This window comes from Actinospongiicola halichondriae (assembly GCF_049103745.1).
GTDB classification, from domain to species: Bacteria; Actinomycetota; Acidimicrobiia; order Acidimicrobiales; family Salinilacustritrichaceae; genus Salinilacustrithrix; species Salinilacustrithrix halichondriae.
The window spans coordinates 699,548-719,474 of the sequence record NZ_CP171622.1; the positions used below are offsets into that span (position 1 = coordinate 699,548).

Here is a 19,927-nt window from a genome sequence, read left to right on the forward strand (position 1 = left end):
AAGTCGGTCGAATGGCAACGGGGGAGAATCCATACCTGACCGGTGCGCTCGCGCCCGTGGACGACGAGGTCGATCTCGAGGACCTCACGGTCACCGGGCAGATCCCGGAGGCGCTCGACGGGTTGTTCCTGCGCAACGGGCCGAACCCGCAGTTCCCACCGCGGGGCGACTACCACCTCTTCGACGGCGACGGCATGCTCCACGGGCTGTGGCTCCGCGACGGCAAGGCCCGTCGGTACCGCAACCGGTACGTCCGGACCGCAGGGTTCGAGGCCGAACGTCGTGTCGGCAAGTCGTGCTTCGGTGGCATGGTCGACGTCGGCGGTGCCGAGCAGGAAGTCCGTGACGAGGTCGGTCACGTGAAGAACGTGGCCAACACCCACGTCATCCGCCATGCCGACCGCATCATGGCGCTGTGGGAGGTGGGCCTCCCGCACGAGATCACCCCCGAACTCGACACCGTGGGGCCCTTCGACTTCGACGGCCAACTCAACGGGACCATGACGGCCCATCCGCACGAGGACCCCGAGACGGGCGAGCTGCTGTTCTTCGGCTACGGCCTCGTGCCGCCGTACCTCACCTTCTACCGACTCGATGCCCAGGGCGTCCTGGTCGAGAAGGCCGAGATCGACCTGCCCGACTCGGTGATGATGCACGACTTCGCGGTCACGCAGAACCACGTGATCTTCCTCGATGCGCCGGCGATCTTCGACCTGCACGCCGCCCTCGAGGGTGGCGAGATGTTCAACTGGCGTCCCGAGCGCGGAACCCGCCTGGGCGTGTTCGACCGGGCCACGGGTCCGTCGTCGATGCGGTGGTACGACACCGAGCCGGGTTACGTCTTCCACTTCCTCAACGCCTACGAGCTCGACGGACGGATCATCCTCGACGGGTGTCGTCAGGCCCGTCTCGAGATGGGTCTCGACGAGCGGGGTCGGGGCGATCTCGTCCTCCCGAACCTGACTCGCTGGACCATCGATCCGTCGACCGGCGTCGCCAAGCAGGAACAGCTCGACGACGACCACGCAGACTTCCCTCGGATCGACGAGCGGCGGACGGGACTGCCGAACGACATCGGCTACCTGACCGGATGGTCGACGTTCCCCGAACACGGCGGCGGGACCTTCGACATGGTCAGCAGGATCGAGATGGCGACAGGCGCCAAGTCGTCCTACGTGCACGGCCCGGGACGGACCACCGGCGAGACGATCTTCGCCGCCGACCCCGACGGCACCGCCGAGGACGACGGCTGGCTCCTCAGCTATGTCCACGACGCCGCCACCGACAAGAGCGACGTGGTCGTGCTCGACGCCCACGATCCGTCTGCCGGACCGGTCGCGACGATCCACCTCCCGCGACGGGCGCCCTTCGGATTCCACGGCTCGTGGCTCGCGAACTGAGCGGGGGGAGCGGGTCGGTGCGTTCGACCTCCCAGCGCCGAGTCCTTGCGTTCTTGGTGTTGCTGGCATTCGTCGCTGCTGCGTGCGCGCAGACGAACACGCTCGAGGTCTCGCAGCAGACGACCGACGAGGAGCTCGTCGCCGCGACGCCATCGGGCGGGGACTCCGACGGAGTGGGCGACGATTCCGTGGTCGACGGTCTCACCAGCGACGGCTCCGGCGAGTCCTCGGTCGACCCGACCGGCGGCAGCGGCCCGACCACGACCATCGGCAGTGCAGAGCAGACGTTCGAGGGGCCGCTGAAGCTCGGTGTCCTCTCGACCCTCTCCGGGGGCGAGAAGTTCGTCGGCGAACCTCCCTACCGGATCGCGTTGGCGTACGCCGAGCGGCTCAACGACCGCGGCGGCATCAACGGGATCGATCTCGAGATCCTCGGCTACGACGTCTGCGGCAACTGCCCCGACGAGGGCCTCGCCCAGGCGAAGAAGGCGGTCGAGAAGGACGAGGTCTTCGCCCTCGTCAACACGTTCGTGGTCAACGCATCGCTCGACCAGGTCGTGCCGTACCTCAACGACGAGGGGGTGCCGATGGTGCAGGGTTCCAGCGGCGCGCTGACACGGCGTCCCGAGCTCACCCCGTACAACTTCAGCGTCGGTCTGACCGTGCCCAACCGGGCGGCGATCGGTGCGGATTTCGCCAAGAAGTACCTGAAGGAGCAGGGCCTGCCGCCCAAGGTGGCGCTCCTCTACTTCACAGACTCGTTGACCACCTACGTGGCGGAGGAACAGCGCAAGGCGCTCAAGCGTGTCGGACTCGAGATCGTCGACGAGGAGCCCGTCACCTACGACGCCACGATGACCAACCAGTCGAGCCAGGTGATCAAGATGCGCGCCGCAGGCGCGTCGATGGTCATCGGCAGTCACGGTGTGCTCTGCGCGTTCAACATGCAGGCCGCGGACCAGGCCAACTGGTCGGCCCCGTACCTCTGCACGATCATGTACGACCCGTTCACCGCGACGATCGCCGGTCATTCCGCGCTCACTGATCGCGACGTGTTCGCCGACACCGAGGGCTACGCCACGACCGACATGAAGGGTTCGGGCATGGCCGACTACCTCGAGCTCATGGACGAGTACTACCCCGATGGTGACGTCGGGCTGATCACGATGTACTCGTACCTCGGCATGCGGATGGTCGAGGACGGCATCCGGGCCATGGGCAACGACGTGACGCAGGACGGGCTGGTGCGGTACCTCGAGGGGCTGAACGGCTACGACGCCGGTGGGCTCACTGCGCCGTTCACGCTGGGTCCTGACGACCATGGCAGCATCACCGGCGGCCACATCGTGCAGCTCAATCCCGATGCCTCGTTCACCCGCCTCACCGACGACTGGGTCTATCCCTCGGCCGTGCACGACCTCCCGGGACCGGTCCGATGACCGTTGACCTGATCTGGCCGTTCCTCCTCATCGGCCTCGCCTCCGGGGGTGTCTACGCCCTCATGGGGTGTGGGATCGTGCTGGCGTACCGGGCCAGCGGCTACCTGCACATCGCGCACGCTGGAATCGCGATGGTCAGCGCGTTCGCCTACGTCATCATGACTCGTTGGATGCCTGTCGGCGTGGCGATGGCGTTGGCGTTGATCATCGGGACCGCGATCTCGGCGGGGCTCTACGTGCTGGTCTTCGCACGCCTCGAGAACGCGTCGATGGCAGCGAAGGTGACGGTGTCGGTTGCCTGCGGGGTGGGGCTCCAGGCCTTCGGTGGCTTCCTGCTCATCTCCTTCGGGCTGCTCGACGGCAGCCGGCGAGGCTCGGTCTCGCTCTTTTCGGAGACCTCTCGGTACACGTTCTTCGGGGCATCGGTGAACGCTCAGCAGTTGGCGCTGCCGGTGCTGGCCCTCGTGGTCTTCGCTCTGCTCCAGTACGGACTACACCACACCGATCTCGGCCTGGCGTTGCGAGCCAGCTCCCAGAACCCGACGTCGGCCGCACTGGCGGGTCTGCCCGCTGGGGCCGTCACCGTCACTGCATGGGCGATCACGGGCACGCTCGCCGGTCTCGTCGGGGTGCTGTCCATCGCGGCCACGTCGTTCCTCGTGCCCACCTACCTCTTCGCCGAGACAGTGCGCGGTCTCGCCGCAGCGTTGACCGGTGCCTTCGTCGATCTCCGCCGCACCGTCATCGCCGCGTTCGTCCTCGGCGTCCTCGAACAGGAACTCGTCGGTTTCGACGCTCCGTGGAACGCGATGCGCGGGGCGCTGAGCTTCGCGTTGATCACGGTCGTCGCGATCTTCGGACTGTCCCGCCAACTCGACCGCTCCGGTCGTGCGGGGGCCGTGTCGTGATCCGCACAGCGATCCGCCGGATCCACGGGCTCGGCGAGCGACGAGTGCTCGGGGGCGCTGGCCTCTTCGGTCTCACCGTGCTCCTGATCTGGACGATGTTGGCCGGCGACTACGAGTCGTTCCAGCTGGCTCGCTTCTGCATCTTCACCCTCCTGTTCCTGTCGCTGGTCGTGATCACCGGTCAGGCCGGGGTCATATCCCTGTTGACAGCCGCATATTTCGGGGTGGGAGCCTTCGCGACGGCCACCGCGGTGAGTCGCTACGACCTCCCGTTCCTCGTCGGACTGCTCATCGCCGGCCTGGTGACGGCAGCCGCATGCGTCGTCGTCGGCCTCCCCGTTCTCCGACTCCCGCCGGCCGCGTTCATCGTGATGACGTTGGGATTCGTCTCGCTCATCGAAGAAGTCGTCTTCACCAACGAGTGGTGTTGTGGCGGCGGTGCCCTGAGTGTGCCGGCGCCTCGTCCGTCGTTCGCTCAGACCGATCCTGCCTACCTCCTCCTGTGTGCGGGTGTCCTCGTGGCCGTCTTCGCGTTCACGGTGGCGTGGCGGAACGCCCGCGTGGGCCGAGCCCTCATCGCCAGCCGGGACAATCCCCAGGCCGCCGAGGCGCTCGGCGTGAACGTGGTCAAGGCCCGTCTCGTGGCCTTCGCCGTCTCCGGCTTCGTCGCCGGCCTGGCCGGTGGGCTCTTCGCCGGACTCCTCGGCGGTGTGAGTTCTCTCTCGGGTGTGTTCGGCATCGACCGCAGTATCGAGTTCTTCGGCCTCACCATGCTCGGCGGTGTCACGTCGATGGCCGGTCCGGTGATCGCCGCGGGATTCCGGGTGTTGCTGCAGATGACTCCCGTGGGTGAGTGGGAGCACTTCGGTCTCCTGCTCTTCGCGGTTGCTGGTCCGGGCACCGTGTTCGTCTACCTGCGTGCGCCAGAAGGACTCGCCGGGATCGTGCGTGACTGGAAGGACAGGCTGCTCGCCGCGGACGAACGAGTCTCCCACCGGGCGCCTGTCGAGGGCTCCGACGGCGACCGAGCGTTGGAAGACTGGCCTGGCGGTGCCGAGCTCGACTGCCGCTCGATCACCTGTCGTTTCGGCGGGATCACGGCCCTCGACGAGGTCGACCTCCACGTCGCCCCAGGCGAGATCGTCGGACTCCTCGGCACCAACGGGGCCGGCAAATCGACGCTCATCAACGTCATCTCCGGTGTGGTGCCGGCGACCGAAGGTCAGGTGCTCCTCGACGGTGAGGACCTCCTCGATCGCCTCCCGTACGAGCGCGCTGGGCTCGGGGTCAGCCGCAGCTTCCAGCACGCTCGCCTCTTCCCCTCGTACACGGTCGTCGAGAACCTGCTCGTGGCCAAGCATCCGTCTCTGCGCCAGGGTCTGTTCGGCGGAGGCATGCGACTCCCGCGTGCGCGGGCTGAGGAATCCGCGTCCCGGGACGAGATCGCTGCGGTGCTCGACGTCGTCGACCTCTCGCCATTCGCCGACGCTCGCGCCGACGAGCTCTCGTACGGGACGCTCCGCCTTGTCCAGTTGGCGGCGCTGCTCGCGCAGCGTCCGCGGCTGCTGCTGCTCGACGAGCCCGCCGCTGGTCTGGCCGAGGCGGAGGCGAGGGCACTCACGCCGCTCCTGAAGAAGATCTCCGAGCGCACCGGTGTGTCGATCGTCCTCGTCGAGCACGACGTCGCGCTCGTCGCTGCGGTGAGCGACCGGATCGTGGGCATGGACGGCGGCCGGGTGCTCACGAGCGGCACACCCGACGAGGTCCTCGCCGATCCGGCGATGGTGGTCGCCTATCTCGGCCTCGACGATCCGGTGACCACGCCATGACCGCACCGCTCTTCGAGGCCGAGGACATCCACGCCGGGTACGGAAAGCTGCGCGTGCTCGACGGCGTCGACGTGACCGTCGATGCCGGCGAGTCGGTTGCCCTGCTGGGGACCAACGGCGCAGGCAAGTCGACCTTCCTCCGTGTCGTCACGGGCGTGCAGTCGCTGTCGGCCGGCCGAGTTCTGCTCGACGGCGAAGACGTCACCGACGCGGGTCCACAGGACCTGTTGCGCCGCGGGATCGTCCACATCCCCGGGGGACACTGCACGTTCCCCGAACTCACGGTGGACGAATCGCTGCGGATCGCCATGTGGACGTTCCGGCGCGACGCCGGGCGGGTCGAGGCGGCACGCGACCGCGTGTTCGAACGGTTCCCGATCCTGTCCGAACGGCGGTCGCAGGCCGCCGGCTCGCTGTCCGGTGGTGAACAACAGATGTTGGCCCTCGCTCGAGCCCTGGTGCTGGAACCGCGCCTGCTCGTGATCGACGAGTTGAGTCTGGGACTCGCTCCGGCGGTGATCGAGGGACTCATCGAGGTCGTCACCGACCTCCACGCCGAAGGGATCGCACTCCTGGTCGTCGAGCAGCGCCTCGCCACCGCAGCGCGATTCACGGAGCGTGCGTACTTCCTCGAGCGGGGCAAGGTGCAGTTCGAGGGGCCGACGTCCGAGCTGAGCAGTCGGGACGACCTCGTCCGCGCCGTCTTCCTCTCGGGAGCAGACCGATGAATCGACGTTCGATCCGCCACCTGTGCGCTGTCGGGGTGTTCGGTGCCGTCCTCGCCGTGCCGTCGACCAGCGCGGCCCAGGCCGACTGCGAACAGCCGACCGTGAACACGCTGATCACCGCGGAGTCGGCTGTGAGCCGCCCCGTCATCGCGTCACCAGGCGAGTACGCGTTGTCGAACGTCTACAGCCTTGTCGAGCAGGCGACCCGTCCGCTCTTCACCTACGCAGAGGCGGGCCCGCAGTACGCCGGCGCGTTCGAGGCGTTGCTCCCGAAGACGACGCCATCGCCGCCGCGTTCCGTGTCGGCACACCCCTCGACCGACATCCCCGACGATCATTCCGAGGACTGGGGTGGTCAGTCCACCACGTCGGTGACCCCCACCTCGGCCTCGGCCGCGTCGGTCGGTGGTCGTTCGCTCGGAGTCGGGGAGGCCACGGCCGAGACCGTTCGGTCCTGGGTCACGTCGACCGTCGAGTGCGATGTCGTCACCGTGATCGCAGGCTGGGCGGCCTCCGAGGTCGTCCTCGCCCCTGGCGTCACCGTCGACCAGATGGGGGAGCGTGTGACCCTGGTGGTCGGACCCGATGGTTCGTCGGCCGATGTCGAGACGACCCTCGTCGGCGTGGGTGGCGCGATCGGCCCTGATCTCGACGGCCGGCCGACTGATCCGCTGACCGACCCGATCACCGAGAACGGCGGACCGGTGATCGAGGCTGGTGAGCCGAGGACCGAAGCCGACGCCGAGGGGGCGAGCGCCTCCGGTGGTGGGTTCAACTTCTTGCTGACCGATCCGAGCACAGGACAGGGAGCCGGTTATCGCGTCGGATCCGTGAACGTTGCGATCGAGATCCTCGGCGCACTCGACCCGAGCGATCCAACGTCCGTCGACGAGAACGCGAACCCGTTCGAAGACGGTGGCGCCCTCGCCGGCAACGCTCCGACGATCGACCCCCCGGCCAACGTCGCACCGCACTCCGAGTCGGGTTCACCGCCCGACCCGTCCGATGCCGCCCTCGAGGTCGAACGAGTCTCGGTCACCAACACGGTGCTGTCGTCGGTCGAGGTGACCACACGGTCGTGGTATCCGCTCGTGCTCACGGTCGCCGTGCTCCTGGCGCTCGCCGTGAGCATCGGCCTCGGTCGCCTCGCTCGCGGGCGGTTCCCGACGCTCGACTGGATCTTCGTCAAGAGCGACCGTCGGATCCTGCGCTTCCTGGCGGTGTACGTCCGATGGTGAGCCGTGGTGGGGCACTCCTCCTGGGAGCGCTCCTGTTCCTCGCTGCGTGCGGGTCCGCATCGCTGGACGCCGGCGACGTCGACCAGGTCGTACGCGGCGCCTTCGACGATGCGGGAGTCGACGTCGGCGACATCGACGTCGCGTCCGCTCCGATCGACGGCTCGTGGCCGGTGTCGGTCCAGGTCGAGGGCGACCGCCTCGAGCTCGTGGTCGACCAGACGGCCGGGCGGATCACCAGCATCGACTTCGGCACCGGCACGGTGCTCGATCAGGCGACGCTCGAGTCGATCGCCGGGTTCGACGACAATCCTGCGGCCGATCGCCAGGATCGTCGCCGCACGGCCATCGTGATCGTGGGCTTCTTCGCGTTGGTCGGGCTCGGCCTCGGGGTGGCCCGCCGGTTGCGTCTCCGGGAGGAAGCGGCGCTCGCCGAGGGGTGAAAGGTCTGGTTCCGCGCACGCGTGGATACAGATGTCCGGACCCCCCGGAGGAGCACGATGGCCGACGAAGCAGCAGAAGAGACCACGGAAGGCGACGTTCCCGTGTGGCGGGAGCGCGCCGCGAGCGCCTGGGTCTACCTGCGGTGGCCCACGTACGCCGGGGCTGCACTCTTCGCGCTCTTCGTTCTCGCGGGCATCTGGATCTGGACGACGACCGACCTCCCGGCGGCAGCATCGTCGGGGGAATCGGCAGTGCTGCTCGACCGCAACGGCGACGAGCTGGCCGTGCTGGCTCAGGACGGCCTCCGCCTCGAGGTGTCCCTCGACGACATCGACCCGAGCGTGGTCGATGCGCTCCTCGCCGCCGAGGACCAGCGCTTCTACGACCACGACGGGGTCGACCCGGTGGGCATCGTGCGTGCGCTGTGGAACAACGTCCGTCACGACGACCTGCAGGGTGGGTCGACGATCACCCAGCAGTTGGTGAAGAACGTCTATCTCGACAACGACCGCACGATCAGTCGCAAGGTCCGAGAAGCCGTGCTCTCGGTGAAGCTCGAGCAGACCACGAGCAAGGACGAGATCCTCGAGCGTTACCTCAACGCCGTCTACTTCGGCCGAGGCGCGTACGGGATCGAGGCCGCAGCCAAGACCTACTTCGACATCCCGGCGGCGGACCTGGCGCCGGAGCAGTCGGCCTTGTTGGTGGGCATGCTCCGTTCGCCGACCGCGCTCGACCCGTCGTCGTCGACCGAGGCGGCGAAGGACCGACGCAACGATGTCCTGACGGCCATGGTCGACATGGGTGCGCTCGAACCCGAGGAGGCCGAGGCGGCGCAGTCGAAGCCGATCGAGGTGCTCGACGAGATGTCGCCGACGACGCTCAGTGCCGGCGTCGCCCCGCACTTCGTCGAGAAGGTCCGAGCAGACCTCGTCGAAGAATTCGGTGAGCAGGCCCTCTACGACCGTGGACTCGTGGTCCACACGACCCTCGACATCGAGGACCAGAAGGCGGCCGAGATGGCGGTGGCCACGAACCTCGACGACGAGGCCGACCCGCAGGCAGCGGTCATCGGCATCGACCGGTCGGGTGCGATCCGGGCATGGGTCGGCGGGCGTGACTACGACGAGCTCCAACTCGATCTCGTGTCCGACGCGGCCGGCACCGGGCGCCAGCCGGGTTCGACGTTCAAGCCCCTCGTCCTCACGGCGAACTTCGAAGCGGGCAACGGTGCCGGCCAGGAGTTCGCCGCACCGGCGGAGATCACCCTCGACATCCCGCCGGAGCCGTGGACGGTCGCCAACGCCGGCGGTGCGTCGTACGGCACCCTCTCGCTGTTCGAAGCGACGGTGAACTCGGTGAACACCGTGTACGCCCAGGCGCTCGCGCAGGTCGGCCCCGAAGCCGTGGTCGACGTGGCGAGCCGGATGGGCATCGACCGCGAGCTCGATGCGCAGCCGTCGATCGCTCTCGGCGCAGAGGAGGTCTCGCCGCTCGAGCTGGCGACCGTCTACTCCACGTTCTCCCGATCCGGTGAGCGGATCGACCCCTACCGCTACACGAAGGTCGAGACCCGCTCGGGCGACGTCCTGTGGGAGCTCGACGAACCGGAGTCCGAGCAGGCGATCGAGGCCAACGTGGCCGACACCGTCAGCGCGGTCCTCTCCGAGACGCCGCGTCGCGGCACGGCCACCCGGGCGGCACTCGATCGTCCGATGGCGGCCAAGACCGGCACCACGCAGCGCAATGCGGACGCCTGGCTCGCCGGCTACACCCCGGAGTACACGGCCATCGTGTGGATGGGTGGCGCCGACGGGAACACGCCGATGGACACCGTCGACGGCGAGCGGGTCTTCGGTGGCTCGATCCCGGCGCAGATCTGGCACGACTTCATGTCGGTCGCGCTCGAGGACGTCGAGCCCACGCCGTTCCCCGAACCCGATCCTGACCTGCTGGCTGATCCTGCCGGCGATGCCACCCTCGAGGTGTCGCCCGCCAAGGTCGACCCCGGCGCTCGCGTGGTCGTGTCCGGTTCGGGCTTCGACGTCTGTGTGAACGGGTGGCAGGCCGCGATCGCCGGCCAGGGCGAGTCGACCGACGACGAGCCCGCCGCCCCGTTGGACCTCGAGAGCGCGCCCGACGGCGGCTCGACCGAGTCGGACCGTCGCGCCGAGTTCACCATCCCGGACGACGCTGCGCCCGGGACCTACGAGGTGACCGCCCGATGCGATTTCGGCACCGGTCTCCGCCCCTACGGCCCCACCGCCACCCTGACCGTGAAGGGTCCGGAGCCCGACGAGTCGACGACCACGACGACCGAGCCGAAGGACGACAAGGGCAAGGGGAAGGACAAGAAGTCGACGACGACCACGACCTCGACGACGTCCACGTCCACGACCTCGACCACGTCGACGACGTCGACCACCGCACCGGCCAGTGAGAACGCATCGGGCTCGACCGACGCCTAGCGTGTCGGCGTCGCCCGGGTGGCGGAACTGGCAGACGCAGAGGGCTTAAACCCCTCGGCCGCTCCGGCGGCGTGCGGGTTCGAATCCCGCCCCGGGCACGCCTGCTCGTCACCTGTCGTGCTTTCCTGGGTCCATGGACCTGATCGAGATCAAGGAAAAGCGTCGCCTCCAGCGTGAGGAGGCGGCGAAGTGGCTCGTCGAGCTGGCCGACCAACTCGCTCGCCACAACAAGCTCGAGTTCACGGACGACGGGCGTCGCTACACGGTCGACGTGCCCAAGGACCTCGAGATGGAGGTCGAGTTCGAGATCGACGACGACGGGGCGAGTCTCGAGATCGAGCTGAACTGGTGAGCTGAACTGGGGAGGTGTCCGCTCAGGTGGCGGAGCGTCCCCGTTTCCAGTAGCCGCGCACGGTTGCGGCGGAGCGCGTCATCCCGCGTTCGTCGAAGAGGTGTTTGCGGATCTTCTGGACCGCAGCGGCCTCGCCGGCGACCCAGACTGCGGGCGGGATCTCGACCAGCGACGTGACCGCTTCGACGAGGGCCGAGCCCGGAACGGCTCCGTCGTCCAGCACCCGCCACTGGGCATTCGATCGCGGGTGGTCCGGGAGCGCGAGCTGGGCGTCGGGCGTGGTGACCTCGATGATCACCTGTGTCTTGGTGTGCTCGGGCAGGGTCTCGAGGAGCTGGGCGATCGCGGGGATCGCGGTCTCGTCGCCGGCGAGCAGGTAGCTGCCGGCCGAGGTGTCGATCTCGTAGCCCCGTCCCGGCCCCGACACCGCGACCTGTCCGCCCGCTTCCGCGCTCGCCGCCCAGGCCGATGCCGCCCCGCCTTCGTGGAGGACGACGTCGATCGTCAGCTCGCGAGCAGCAGCGTCGAAGTGGCGGGGTGTGAAGGTGCGTATCGGGGCACGTGAGCCGTCGGCGAGTTCGAACTGGTTCCCCGTCCAGGTGGGGAGCAGCAGTTCGCCACCGTCGGTCGGTGGGAGCAGGAGGCGGACGGAGCTCGCCGGCTCGTCGATCACGAGCCCGTCGAACTCCTCGCCGCCGAGCACGATGCGACGCATGTGCGGCGTCAGGTGTTCCGCTCGGATCACCGCGGCCCGTCGGAATGTCGGGGGTTCGCGGCGGATGGGGCTGGCTGGGGTGCCGGAGGGTGTCACGCCATCACTGTGGCATCACCGGTCGGGTTCGAGCTGCCCCAACTCGAGGTACAGGGCCCGGACGGCGAGGATCTCGCGGACGTCGTCGGCGACGTCGGCGGCGAACTGCTCCCGATAGGTGGCGTCGGTGAGGACCGAGACGGCGAACTGGAGCCCGGAGAACGTGCCGACGAATCCGGCGACGACCACGTGAGCCCGGGTGAGGACGACGTCGTCGCCCAGGAGCGTGGCTCGCCACCACACGTCGCGTGACGGGTCGAGGGCGTCGGCGGCGATCCACTGGAGGATCGTGGCCTCGCGCACGGTGAGCAACTCGAACAGCACGTAGAACGCGGTGACGAGGACGGCGACGAGGAGTACCTGGATCGCGACGCCGACGAAGCGCATCAACGACAGGTTGCGCTCGGTCGAGCGATCGAGCGGCGGGAGGTCGACGGTTCCTGCAGGGTCGGTCGGTGCGACGTCGGCGAGGGGCGAGGACGCACAGCAGGCAACGACCTCGGCCCAGGACCCGAAGTGCTGCTCGTCGGCGCGTTCCTTGCGCAGGGACAGTGCGACGAAGCCGGATCCGAGCAACACCAACATGGCCACCACGAGGGCGAAGAACGGCGTCGGGAGGTCGTGGGCCACCTGCCACATCTCCGCGTTGAGGACCAGGAACGCCGAGAACAACAACAGCAGGGGCAGGGTCTTGCCCAGCAGGTCGATGAGCCCGCTCAGCGCCTGGAAGAACCGCACCGCGCTCCAGCGGATCAGCGGGACCAGCCCGTAGCTCACCGTGACGTAGGTGACGCCGAGGACGACGACGTTGGTCAGGATGGCGAGTACCAGCGCGCCGACGGGGGAGTCCTCGTTGACCACCGCAGGGAGCACGGCAGGAACGAGGACGAAGGCCGAGAGCTCCATCCAGCCGATGTCGTCGGGCAGCGAGAGCGCTGGTCGACGGCGGAGCCGGTTCACGACCGCGAACGCCCCGATCACGAACATGACCCCGATCACGAAGACGCCGGCCTGCGACCAGCCGCTCACCCGGTCACCGAAGGCGAGGAACAGTTCGGCGAAGAGGACCAGGGAGAGGAACGGTGTGGCGCGCGTCCAGATGTCGCCGGTCGCGGAGTAGTCGTTGATCAGATGGGGGACACCGCGCCGCACGAACCAGCGCTCGGTGTCGGCGCGGAGACGTCGGTGGTCGTCTGTGCCTGCGCCTGTGAGGGTCCCGTCCGCCATGGTCCCCACATTGTGGCCTGACGGACGGGCGTCTGTTCGGCGTTCTGCCACGCCATGATGGGTCCATGGCCACGACCACCGACCTTCCCGAACACGCGCTCGAACTGCGCTCGACCCTGACCGACGACGGCGTCGTCACCATGGCGGTCCACGAAACCGCAGTGCGTTCGCCGGAAGCCGGCGAGGTCGTCGTCCGCGTCGAGGCCGCGCCGATCAACCCGTCCGATCTCGGGATGATGTTCGCCATGGCCGATCTCGCGGATGCGAGCCCGGCGAGCGGTCCGCTCCCCGGTGTCCAACTGCCGGTCACGCCGGCGGCGGTCGCGGCCATGCAAGCCCGCGTCGGCCACCCGATGCCGGTCGGCAACGAGGGCGCCGGGATCGTGGTCGCCGCAGGCTCCGACGATCGGGCCCAGGCGTTGCTCGGCCGGACCGTCGGCTTCGTCTCCGGGAACTCGTATTCACAGTTCCAGACGCTCGCCGTCGAGAGCTGCCTGCCGATGCCCGAGGGCACCACGCCCGAGCAGGCTGCGGCGCCGTTCGTGAACCCGCTGACCGCCCTCGGCATGGTCGAGACGATGCGTCTCGAGGGTCACACCGCGCTCGTGCACACCGTCGGCGCGTCGAACCTCGGCCTGATGCTCAACCGTGTCTGCGCCGCCGACGGCATCGGCCTGGTCAACATCGTCCGCCGTCCGGAGCAGGTCGAACGCGTCCGCGCCGAGGGTGGCGAACACGTGGTGGTGTCGAGTGCCGACAGCTTCCGCGACGACCTGGCCGAGGCGATCCGCGCCACGGGTGCCACCATCGCGTTCGACGCCATCGGCGGCGGCGACCTGGCGAGCATCCTGTTGTCGACGATGGAGAAGGTCGCAGCCGAGGGTGCTGGCTTCAGCCGCTATGGCTCCGACACCCACAAGCAGGTGTACGTCTACGGCGGGCTCGATCGGAGCCCGACCACCCTGCGCCGTGACTTCGGCATGAGTTGGGGCATCGGCGGCTGGCTGCTCACGCCGTTCCTCGGTCGGATCGGTGGCGAGGCGGCCGAGGTGCTCCGTCAGCGGGTCGCCGACGAGATCACCACGACCTTCGCCAGCGCATACGGTCACCGCCTCACCCTCGAGGAGGCCGTCGACCCCGACCAGGTCCGTCGCTACGGGAAGATGGCGACGGGCGACAAGGCGTTGATCACGCCGAACGGCGCGGCCTGATCTCCTGGGTCGCGAACGGCGACGTCATCGCTCGGAGGAGCGCTGCGTAGTCGGGCCGGAACGCGATGGTCTCGCCCGGGGGCACCCGACGTGGTGTCTCCAGGACGAGGTGATCGCTGCTCGCGGCGAGGACCGTCGTTCCGGCAGGTGGTGTGAGGCCGTCGGGATCGATGTCCTGACGTCCCAGGGCCACGATCGTCTGCCAGATCTCCCCGCGGTCGGCCGGCGGCGACGGCGTGCCGAACGCGGCCTGGGCCACCGAGCCCCAGGGCAGCGTCGGTTTGCGTTTCGACTCGACGACCTCCCCGGAGATCGTGAAGGCGTCGAGGTGGAGGCCGGGGAGCGGACGCCGGTGCAGTGGCTCGCAGCCGAGGAGGATCGCTTCTCCCAAGCGGAGATCGTTCACGCGCCCGACGTCGTCCGTGCTGGCGAGCCAGTCGAGGTTGGCGGAGTTCCCACCGCTGACGATGTCGAGCGTGATCCCGAACTCGGTCTCGACGTCGTCGGCGGTCGTCGACAGTTCCGCCATGTTGCGGTCGTCGGGCACGGTGCCACTGCGACAGGCCAGATTGGTGCCGATCCCCACGAGGGCGATGTGGGGGAGCGTCAACGTCTCCTCGACGACCGCTGCGAGGTCGGCACGGCCGATGCCCTCTCGGAGGTCGCCCAACTCGACCATGAGGACGACCTCGTGCTTCTTGGCAGCGACGCCGGCCGCGTCGGAGAGCGCGTGGAGGACGGCTGGCTCGGTGTTCATGCTGATGTCGGCGCAGTGGACGACGCGTTCCACCTGGCTGATCATCGGTGAGCGCAGGAGCATCGTGGTGGCGGTCACGCCGGCACACCGCATGCGTTCGATGTTCTCGACGCGCGAGTCGCCGAGGCGGGCGACGCCCGCGTCGACGAGGGTCTCTGCATACGCAGGATGGCCGAGCACGGCCTTCGTGACCCCGGTGACCGACACGCCGGAGCGTCCGAGGAGTTCGACGAGATCCGCCGCGTTGGACGCGACCCGGCTCAGGTCGATGCCGACCCGTGCACCCGTCACCGGGAGAAGACGGGCAAGGTCTCCTCGAGTCGGGGGAAGGCCGTCATCACCATGCGCACGAGCTTGTCCGGCGACCGGGTCAATGCGTCGGTCGCGGGGAGGCCGAGCGTCTCCTCGTAGAGGACGATCGCCGCCGAGACCTCGGCGTCGGTCATGTCCTCGTGGTTGATCGTGAGACCGATGACCCGGGTGTCGGCGAACGTCTCGATGAGGTTGATCTCACTCGCCGGCGTGGGCATGGGGACCGTCGGGAAGTCGCTGAGGACCCTGCGTGCGGGGGCGTGCTGGAGCACGACGCCGGCGGGGCAGGTGCCACGCAACACGACGGTCGAGCTCATGTAGGTCGGGTGGCTGAGCGCTCCCTGGCCTTCGACGATGATCACGTCGGGACGCTCGGCATGGAATGCCTCGACCACGGTCGCCTCGAGTTCGCCGGCGCAGAACTGTGCCGGGATGGCATCGAGGGCGACGCCGTACTTCGCGCCCTGGATCAGCCCGGTCTGGCCGGTCGAGACCATGACCGCCTTGACGCCGCGTGCGTTGAGCGCTCGGGTGAGCACGGTCGCCGTGGTGCGCTTGCCGATCGCTCCGTCGGTTCCCAGCACCGCGATGCGCGGGCAGGTCACCTCGTGGATCTCGCCCGTGAACATGCGGAGGTCGCGTTTGGCGCGCGGTCGTCGCACGTCGACGATTTCGACGTCGTGGAACGCGGCTGCGGCAGCGAACTCTGCGTCGTCGTTGAGGAACTCGTGCAGACCGTTGACGATGTTCATCCCGCGGCTCATCGCGTCGAGCACGACCGTGCGCTCGGCGTCGGCCAGCAGACCGCTGGTCGGAGCGACCCCGATGATGAAGTGGTCGGGCACCGACCCGAAGACCGCGATGGCCTCGTCGAGGTCGACATGGATCGGGATGCCCACCGGTTCTCCGTCGAGGACCTGGCCGGCGTCCTGGCCGGCGGTGGTGCTGTCGACGACCGACACGATGGCGTAGCGCTCGCTGTGACGGACGAGACCGTTGGCGGTCTTCCCGTCGATGCGACCGAAGTTCGCCTCGCAGTAGACGACGGCGCTGTTCCGTGTATCACGCGCGCCGAAGAGAGGTACGACGTTTGACTCGGACATGGGAGCTCCTCGAGGGACTCAGAGGAGGCGACCGAGCCGTGTCGGCCGGAATGGCCGCATGTCAGCGAGTGGTCCCCGCGAAGTCAGGGTGTCAGACGCAGCGTACCGGGGTGAGCGCCGAACGAGTCAGCGGCTCAGCTCGGATAGCGCTCGGCGAGTTCGCCGAGCAGGTCGAGGCACTCGCTGGCGCATCGCTGGATGATGTCGGCCACGGGTTCGACCGAGTCGATCCTCCCGGCCACCTGCCCGCACAAGGCGAGGCTCGCCTCCATGTCGCCACCGAAGTAGAGGTCGAGCGTGGTTCCCATCAACGCCGTCATCGCGTTGGTCTCGGTGTCGTGTTCGAGCGCCTCGCTCCGGTTCGTCCGCAGGGCGCGCAGGGCCGGCGACGTGTGGCTGTTGAGGAACACGGTGTCGGTCTCTGCCGCGTCGACGATCGCCTGCTTCCAGTTCTCGTGCACGGGTGACTCGGCGGCCGACACCATGCGGGTGCCCATCTGGACGCCCTCGGCCCCGAGTGCGAACGCTGCCGCCATGGTCGGCCCGTCGACCATCCCGCCGGCCGCGATGATCGGCACGTCGACCTTCGAGCGGATCAGCGGCAGGAGGACCATGAGCGCGACGTCGCGCGGGTTCTTGAAGCCGCCACCCTCGCCGCCCTCCACCACGAGCCCGTCGACGCCGGCGTCGATCGCTTTCAACGCACCGTGCAGTGTCGGGACGACGTGGAACACGGTGAGTCCCGCGTCCTTGAGCAGCCCGGTGTACTTCATGGGGTTGCCGGCCGAGGTCGTCACGAACCGGACGCCCTGGTCGATCACGAAGTCGACGATGCCGGGGTCGCGGACGAACGCCTGGGCGATGTTCACGCCGAAGGGCTTGTCGGTCAGGTCGCGCATCTTGGCGATCTCGGCCTTCACTGCATCGAGTTCGCCGCTCGAGGTCTCGATGATCCCGAGGCCGCCGGCGTTCGACACGGCCGACGCCAGCTGGGACCGTGCGATCCAGCCCATCGGAGCCTGCACGATCGGGATGTCGATGCCGAGCATCTCGGTGATCCGGTTGCGGAAGACGGGTGCCATGACGGCGATCCTTGCCGATGGCACGGCGTGCGCGCTGCTCGATGGCACGGCGTGCGCGCTGCTCGATGGCCCGTTGCTCAAGGGTCCGGCGGCATGCGCCGATGAGAGGAACAGTGTCGGCCACCATGGACTCCATGACCGCCGTGCCTGGCCCCGTGGTCCGGCGCGTGCGTTTCGCGTGGCCGGACGACTTCGATCCGATCTGGACGCGCACGCCCGAGCTGGCGATCTCGGCCAACGCCGTGTCGTTGCTGATGCCCCATGTCGAGCCCTACGTCGTCGATGCCGTCGCCGACACGGTCGGCGACCTCGAGGGGAACCTGGCCGTCGAGGCCCGTGCGTTCGTCCGCCAGGAGCGTCAGCACCACGGCCAACACCGGCGGTTCAACGATGTCGTCATCAGCCGGTTCCCGGCGCTTCGAGTCGTCGAGCGTCTGATGGCCTGGACGTTCGGCCTTCTCCGGCGTCGGATGTCGGCTCGGTTCGCGCTCGCCTTCGCCGCCGGGTTCGAGACCGTCGCCTTCTCCGCCGCTCGTTGGACTGCTGCTCGCCAGCAGCGATTCTTCGACGGGGCCGACCCGACGGCGACCTCGTTGTTCCTCTGGCACCTGGCCGAGGAGGTCGAGCACAAGGGTGTGGCCCACGACGTCTACGAGGCCTCCGGTGGTGGGCGGGTCCGCTACGTGTTCGCCATGACGCTGTCGATGCTGCTACTCGCCGTCTTCACGACGGTGGGGGCGCTCTCGATGCTGTGGACCACCCGTCGGATCTTCCACCCGCTGGCCCACCTCCGGATGCTGGTCTGGTCGATCAGCTTCCTGTTCGAGCTCCTGCCGAACATGGCCATCTCCGTACTTCCCGGTCACCATCCGGCCGACTTCGTCGACCCGATGTTCTTCGCTGTCGACCTCCACGAGCTCGACTCGTCCACCGCCTGAGCCGCCTACGTTGGCGGTCATGGATCTCGACCAACTGCTCGCCCTCGGAACCAGCATCGGCGACCGGCTCATCGAGCGGGGCGAGACGGTGAGCGTCGCCGACGGGTCGTCGGGCGGCCTGATCTCGACCGCGCTGTTGGCTCGTCCCGGGGCGTCGGCCTACTACCTCGGTGGGGCCACGATCTACACCGGTCCCGCGGCCAAGGGTCTGATCGCAGGCTCCGTCACGGCGCCCGCCGGTTTGCGTGGAGCGAGCGAGCCGTGGGTGCAGTACCTGTCCGAGTCGATCTGCGCGCGCGTCGGCACGACGTGGGGGATCGGTGAAGGCGGTGCCACCGGGCCGTCCGGCAACCCCTACGGCGACCCCGCCGGCCATGCCTGGGTCGGCGTGCACGGCCCCAGATCAGCGACGCGCCACGTGCTGACCGGCGACGACGATCGTGGGCGCAACATGGTGGCGTTCGCCACTGCGGCGCTGGCGTTGTTCGCCGAGGTCCTCGCCGACGGAGTTCATTGACGTGGACGACCCGACCGGCGGGCTTCGTCCATCGCCGCGTCACGTGGGCGACGAGAACGTCACCGCGAGCAGCGGGTGGGAGCTGACCCGGGTCCACCAGTCGGCATCGGGCTCGAAGAGCCAACGCTGCTCAGCAGGTGCCCGGGCGTCGATTGCGAGGAACCCGACGGTGCGCTCGTCCACATCCAGGGAGATGTGACCGCAGTACATGGGCTCCGGGAGGCCGCCGGCATCAAGGCCATCACGGCCGCCACCAGTTCGGAATCGTTCATGTGTCCTCTGCGCAACGTCATCGGAGTGATTGGAACAAGCTGAAGAGATTGAAGACAGGCTCGTGCCAGCGATGGAGAGACAGCGTTCCACGATCGGCATCTCGGTGCGGTGTAGTCAGGCCGTGAGCACCAGCGGCTGTCCCGCAGTGATGACCATCGTGTGCTCGACCTGCGCAGCCAGCGATCCGTCAGGAGTGCGCAAAGTCCATCCGTCCGAGTCCTCCACCACCCACGGCGCGCCGGTGCACAGGAACGGCTCGATCGCGATGACCAGTCCCTCCCAGAGAAGCGTGGAGTCGGTTCGATCCTCGACCCCTGGCACGGTCGGCGGTTCGTGGATCGACCGTCCGATGCCGTGGCCTGTGAGCATGCCGATCACACCGAACCCGTGGTTGCGCGCCCGGCGTTCGACCGCCCGGCCGATGTGTCGCAGCGGTCGTCCGGCGACCGCTGCCGCCATGGCGTCCGCCTGGGCGGCTCGTGTGACCTCGACGAGCTCGAACACCGCGGGAGCTGCGTCGCCGACGGCTTGGCTTGCGCCGGTGTCGGCCCAATAGCCGTCGAGCTCTGCGGAGACGTCGACGTTGACGATGTCGCCCGAGCGGAGAACGTCCTGCCTGGATGGCACGCCGTGCGCGACAGCGTCGTTCACGCTGATGCACGTCCAGCCTGGGAACCCGTACGCGAGACGAGGTGCGCTCCTCGCTCCGTGCGAGCGGAGGATCGTGCGACCAATGGCGTCGAGCTCTGCGGTGGAGACACCAGGCACGGCAGCATCGAGCATCGCGTCGCGTGCTTCGGCCACGGCGCTCCCGGCACGTTCGAGGCCCCGGAGATCGTCATCGTCGTCGATCGTCATGAGCGAACTGTACGCAAGCGTCCGGCCGCCGAGGC

At 68.5% G+C, this 19,927-nt stretch carries 19 protein-coding genes and 1 tRNA gene; 13 read left to right on the forward strand and 7 right to left on the reverse strand.

Going from position 1 to position 19,927, the window contains the following annotated elements:
- Window positions 1-11: 11 nt before the first annotated feature.
- From AB8619_RS03580 to AB8619_RS03625, 10 genes are all read left to right on the forward strand, one after another.
- Complete coding sequence (locus tag AB8619_RS03580; RefSeq protein ID WP_436795086.1) at window positions 12-1,400, forward strand: carotenoid oxygenase family protein; 1,389 nt, start codon at window positions 12-14, stop codon at window positions 1,398-1,400.
- Between the two features lie 17 nt (window positions 1,401-1,417).
- Entirely contained in the window at window positions 1,418-2,839 is a 1,422-nt protein-coding gene (locus AB8619_RS03585; protein WP_436795087.1) for an ABC transporter substrate-binding protein, read from the forward strand.
- Window positions 2,836-3,747 carry a branched-chain amino acid ABC transporter permease gene (locus AB8619_RS03590; protein ID WP_436795088.1) on the forward strand — a complete coding sequence of 304 codons (912 nt, stop codon included), beginning with the start codon at window positions 2,836-2,838 and terminating at the stop codon, window positions 3,745-3,747. The genes AB8619_RS03585 and AB8619_RS03590 overlap by 4 nt, the downstream gene beginning before the upstream one ends.
- Window positions 3,744-5,576, forward strand: coding sequence for a branched-chain amino acid ABC transporter ATP-binding protein/permease (locus AB8619_RS03595; RefSeq protein WP_436795089.1), 1,833 nt, complete (start codon window positions 3,744-3,746; stop codon window positions 5,574-5,576). The genes AB8619_RS03590 and AB8619_RS03595 overlap by 4 nt, the downstream gene beginning before the upstream one ends.
- Window positions 5,573-6,304: an ABC transporter ATP-binding protein gene (locus AB8619_RS03600; RefSeq protein ID WP_436795090.1), complete on the forward strand. Its 732-nt coding sequence runs from the start codon at window positions 5,573-5,575 to the stop codon at window positions 6,302-6,304. The genes AB8619_RS03595 and AB8619_RS03600 overlap by 4 nt, the downstream gene beginning before the upstream one ends.
- Window positions 6,301-7,542 carry a hypothetical protein gene (locus tag AB8619_RS03605; RefSeq protein WP_436795091.1) on the forward strand — a complete coding sequence of 414 codons (1,242 nt, stop codon included), beginning with the start codon at window positions 6,301-6,303 and terminating at the stop codon, window positions 7,540-7,542. Before AB8619_RS03600 ends, AB8619_RS03605 begins: the two co-directional genes overlap by 4 nt.
- On the forward strand, window positions 7,536-7,982 hold the full coding sequence (locus AB8619_RS03610; protein ID WP_436795092.1) for a hypothetical protein: 447 nt from the start codon (window positions 7,536-7,538) through the stop codon (window positions 7,980-7,982). Before AB8619_RS03605 ends, AB8619_RS03610 begins: the two co-directional genes overlap by 7 nt.
- A 57-nt stretch (window positions 7,983-8,039) precedes the next feature.
- A complete protein-coding gene (locus AB8619_RS03615) occupies window positions 8,040-10,451 on the forward strand; it encodes a transglycosylase domain-containing protein (protein WP_436795093.1) in 2,412 nt (803 codons plus the stop codon).
- Window positions 10,452-10,463: 12 nt separating this feature from the next.
- A tRNA-Leu gene (locus tag AB8619_RS03620) sits at window positions 10,464-10,549 on the forward strand.
- A 35-nt stretch (window positions 10,550-10,584) separates the two neighbouring features.
- Entirely contained in the window at window positions 10,585-10,803 is a 219-nt protein-coding gene (locus AB8619_RS03625; RefSeq protein WP_436795094.1) for an amphi-Trp domain-containing protein, read from the forward strand.
- A 22-nt stretch (window positions 10,804-10,825) separates the two neighbouring features.
- On the opposite strand, the gene AB8619_RS03630 is transcribed toward AB8619_RS03625, so the two are convergent.
- Together AB8619_RS03630 and AB8619_RS03635 are read right to left on the reverse strand one after the other, a co-directional pair.
- A complete protein-coding gene (locus AB8619_RS03630) occupies window positions 10,826-11,614 on the reverse strand; it encodes a siderophore-interacting protein (RefSeq protein ID WP_436795095.1) in 789 nt (262 codons plus the stop codon).
- A gap of 15 nt (window positions 11,615-11,629) precedes the next feature.
- Window positions 11,630-12,841: a hypothetical protein gene (locus tag AB8619_RS03635; protein ID WP_436795096.1), complete on the reverse strand. Its 1,212-nt coding sequence runs from the start codon at window positions 12,839-12,841 to the stop codon at window positions 11,630-11,632.
- 65 nt (window positions 12,842-12,906) lie between these two features.
- Here AB8619_RS03635 and AB8619_RS03640 point away from each other — a divergent pair, with 65 nt between their 5' ends.
- Entirely contained in the window at window positions 12,907-14,052 is a 1,146-nt protein-coding gene (locus AB8619_RS03640) for a zinc-binding dehydrogenase (RefSeq protein WP_436795097.1), read from the forward strand.
- Here AB8619_RS03640 and AB8619_RS03645 read toward each other — a convergent pair.
- The 3 genes from AB8619_RS03645 to AB8619_RS03655 form a co-directional block, all read right to left on the reverse strand.
- A complete protein-coding gene (locus AB8619_RS03645) occupies window positions 14,030-15,100 on the reverse strand; it encodes an alanine/ornithine racemase family PLP-dependent enzyme (RefSeq protein WP_436795098.1) in 1,071 nt (356 codons plus the stop codon). The genes AB8619_RS03640 and AB8619_RS03645 overlap by 23 nt on opposite strands.
- Window positions 15,097-16,224, reverse strand: a complete 1,128-nt coding sequence (locus tag AB8619_RS03650) for a DUF1611 domain-containing protein (RefSeq protein ID WP_436795099.1) — start codon at window positions 16,222-16,224, stop codon at window positions 15,097-15,099. The genes AB8619_RS03645 and AB8619_RS03650 overlap by 4 nt, the downstream gene beginning before the upstream one ends.
- A 134-nt stretch (window positions 16,225-16,358) precedes the next feature.
- The gene (locus AB8619_RS03655; RefSeq protein ID WP_436795100.1) at window positions 16,359-17,306 is read right to left on the reverse strand and encodes an NAD(P)H-dependent flavin oxidoreductase; all 948 of its coding nucleotides are present in this window, start codon (window positions 17,304-17,306) and stop codon (window positions 16,359-16,361) included.
- Between the two features lie 134 nt (window positions 17,307-17,440).
- Here AB8619_RS03655 and AB8619_RS03660 point away from each other — a divergent pair, with 134 nt between their 5' ends.
- Together AB8619_RS03660 and AB8619_RS03665 are read left to right on the forward strand one after the other, a co-directional pair.
- Complete coding sequence (locus AB8619_RS03660) at window positions 17,441-18,244, forward strand: metal-dependent hydrolase (RefSeq protein ID WP_436795101.1); 804 nt, start codon at window positions 17,441-17,443, stop codon at window positions 18,242-18,244.
- A 19-nt stretch (window positions 18,245-18,263) separates the two neighbouring features.
- Window positions 18,264-18,761, forward strand: coding sequence for a CinA family protein (locus tag AB8619_RS03665; RefSeq protein WP_436795102.1), 498 nt, complete (start codon window positions 18,264-18,266; stop codon window positions 18,759-18,761).
- A 39-nt stretch (window positions 18,762-18,800) separates the two neighbouring features.
- Here the strand turns inward: AB8619_RS03665 and AB8619_RS03670 are convergent, their stop codons facing one another.
- Both AB8619_RS03670 and map read right to left on the reverse strand, forming a co-directional pair.
- Window positions 18,801-18,944, reverse strand: a complete 144-nt coding sequence (locus tag AB8619_RS03670) for a hypothetical protein (RefSeq protein WP_436795103.1) — start codon at window positions 18,942-18,944, stop codon at window positions 18,801-18,803.
- 204 nt (window positions 18,945-19,148) lie between these two features.
- Window positions 19,149-19,892 (reverse strand): type I methionyl aminopeptidase, encoded by a 744-nt coding sequence (gene map / locus AB8619_RS03675; RefSeq protein ID WP_436795104.1) that lies wholly within the window; start codon window positions 19,890-19,892, stop codon window positions 19,149-19,151.
- Window positions 19,893-19,927 lie beyond the last annotated feature (35 nt).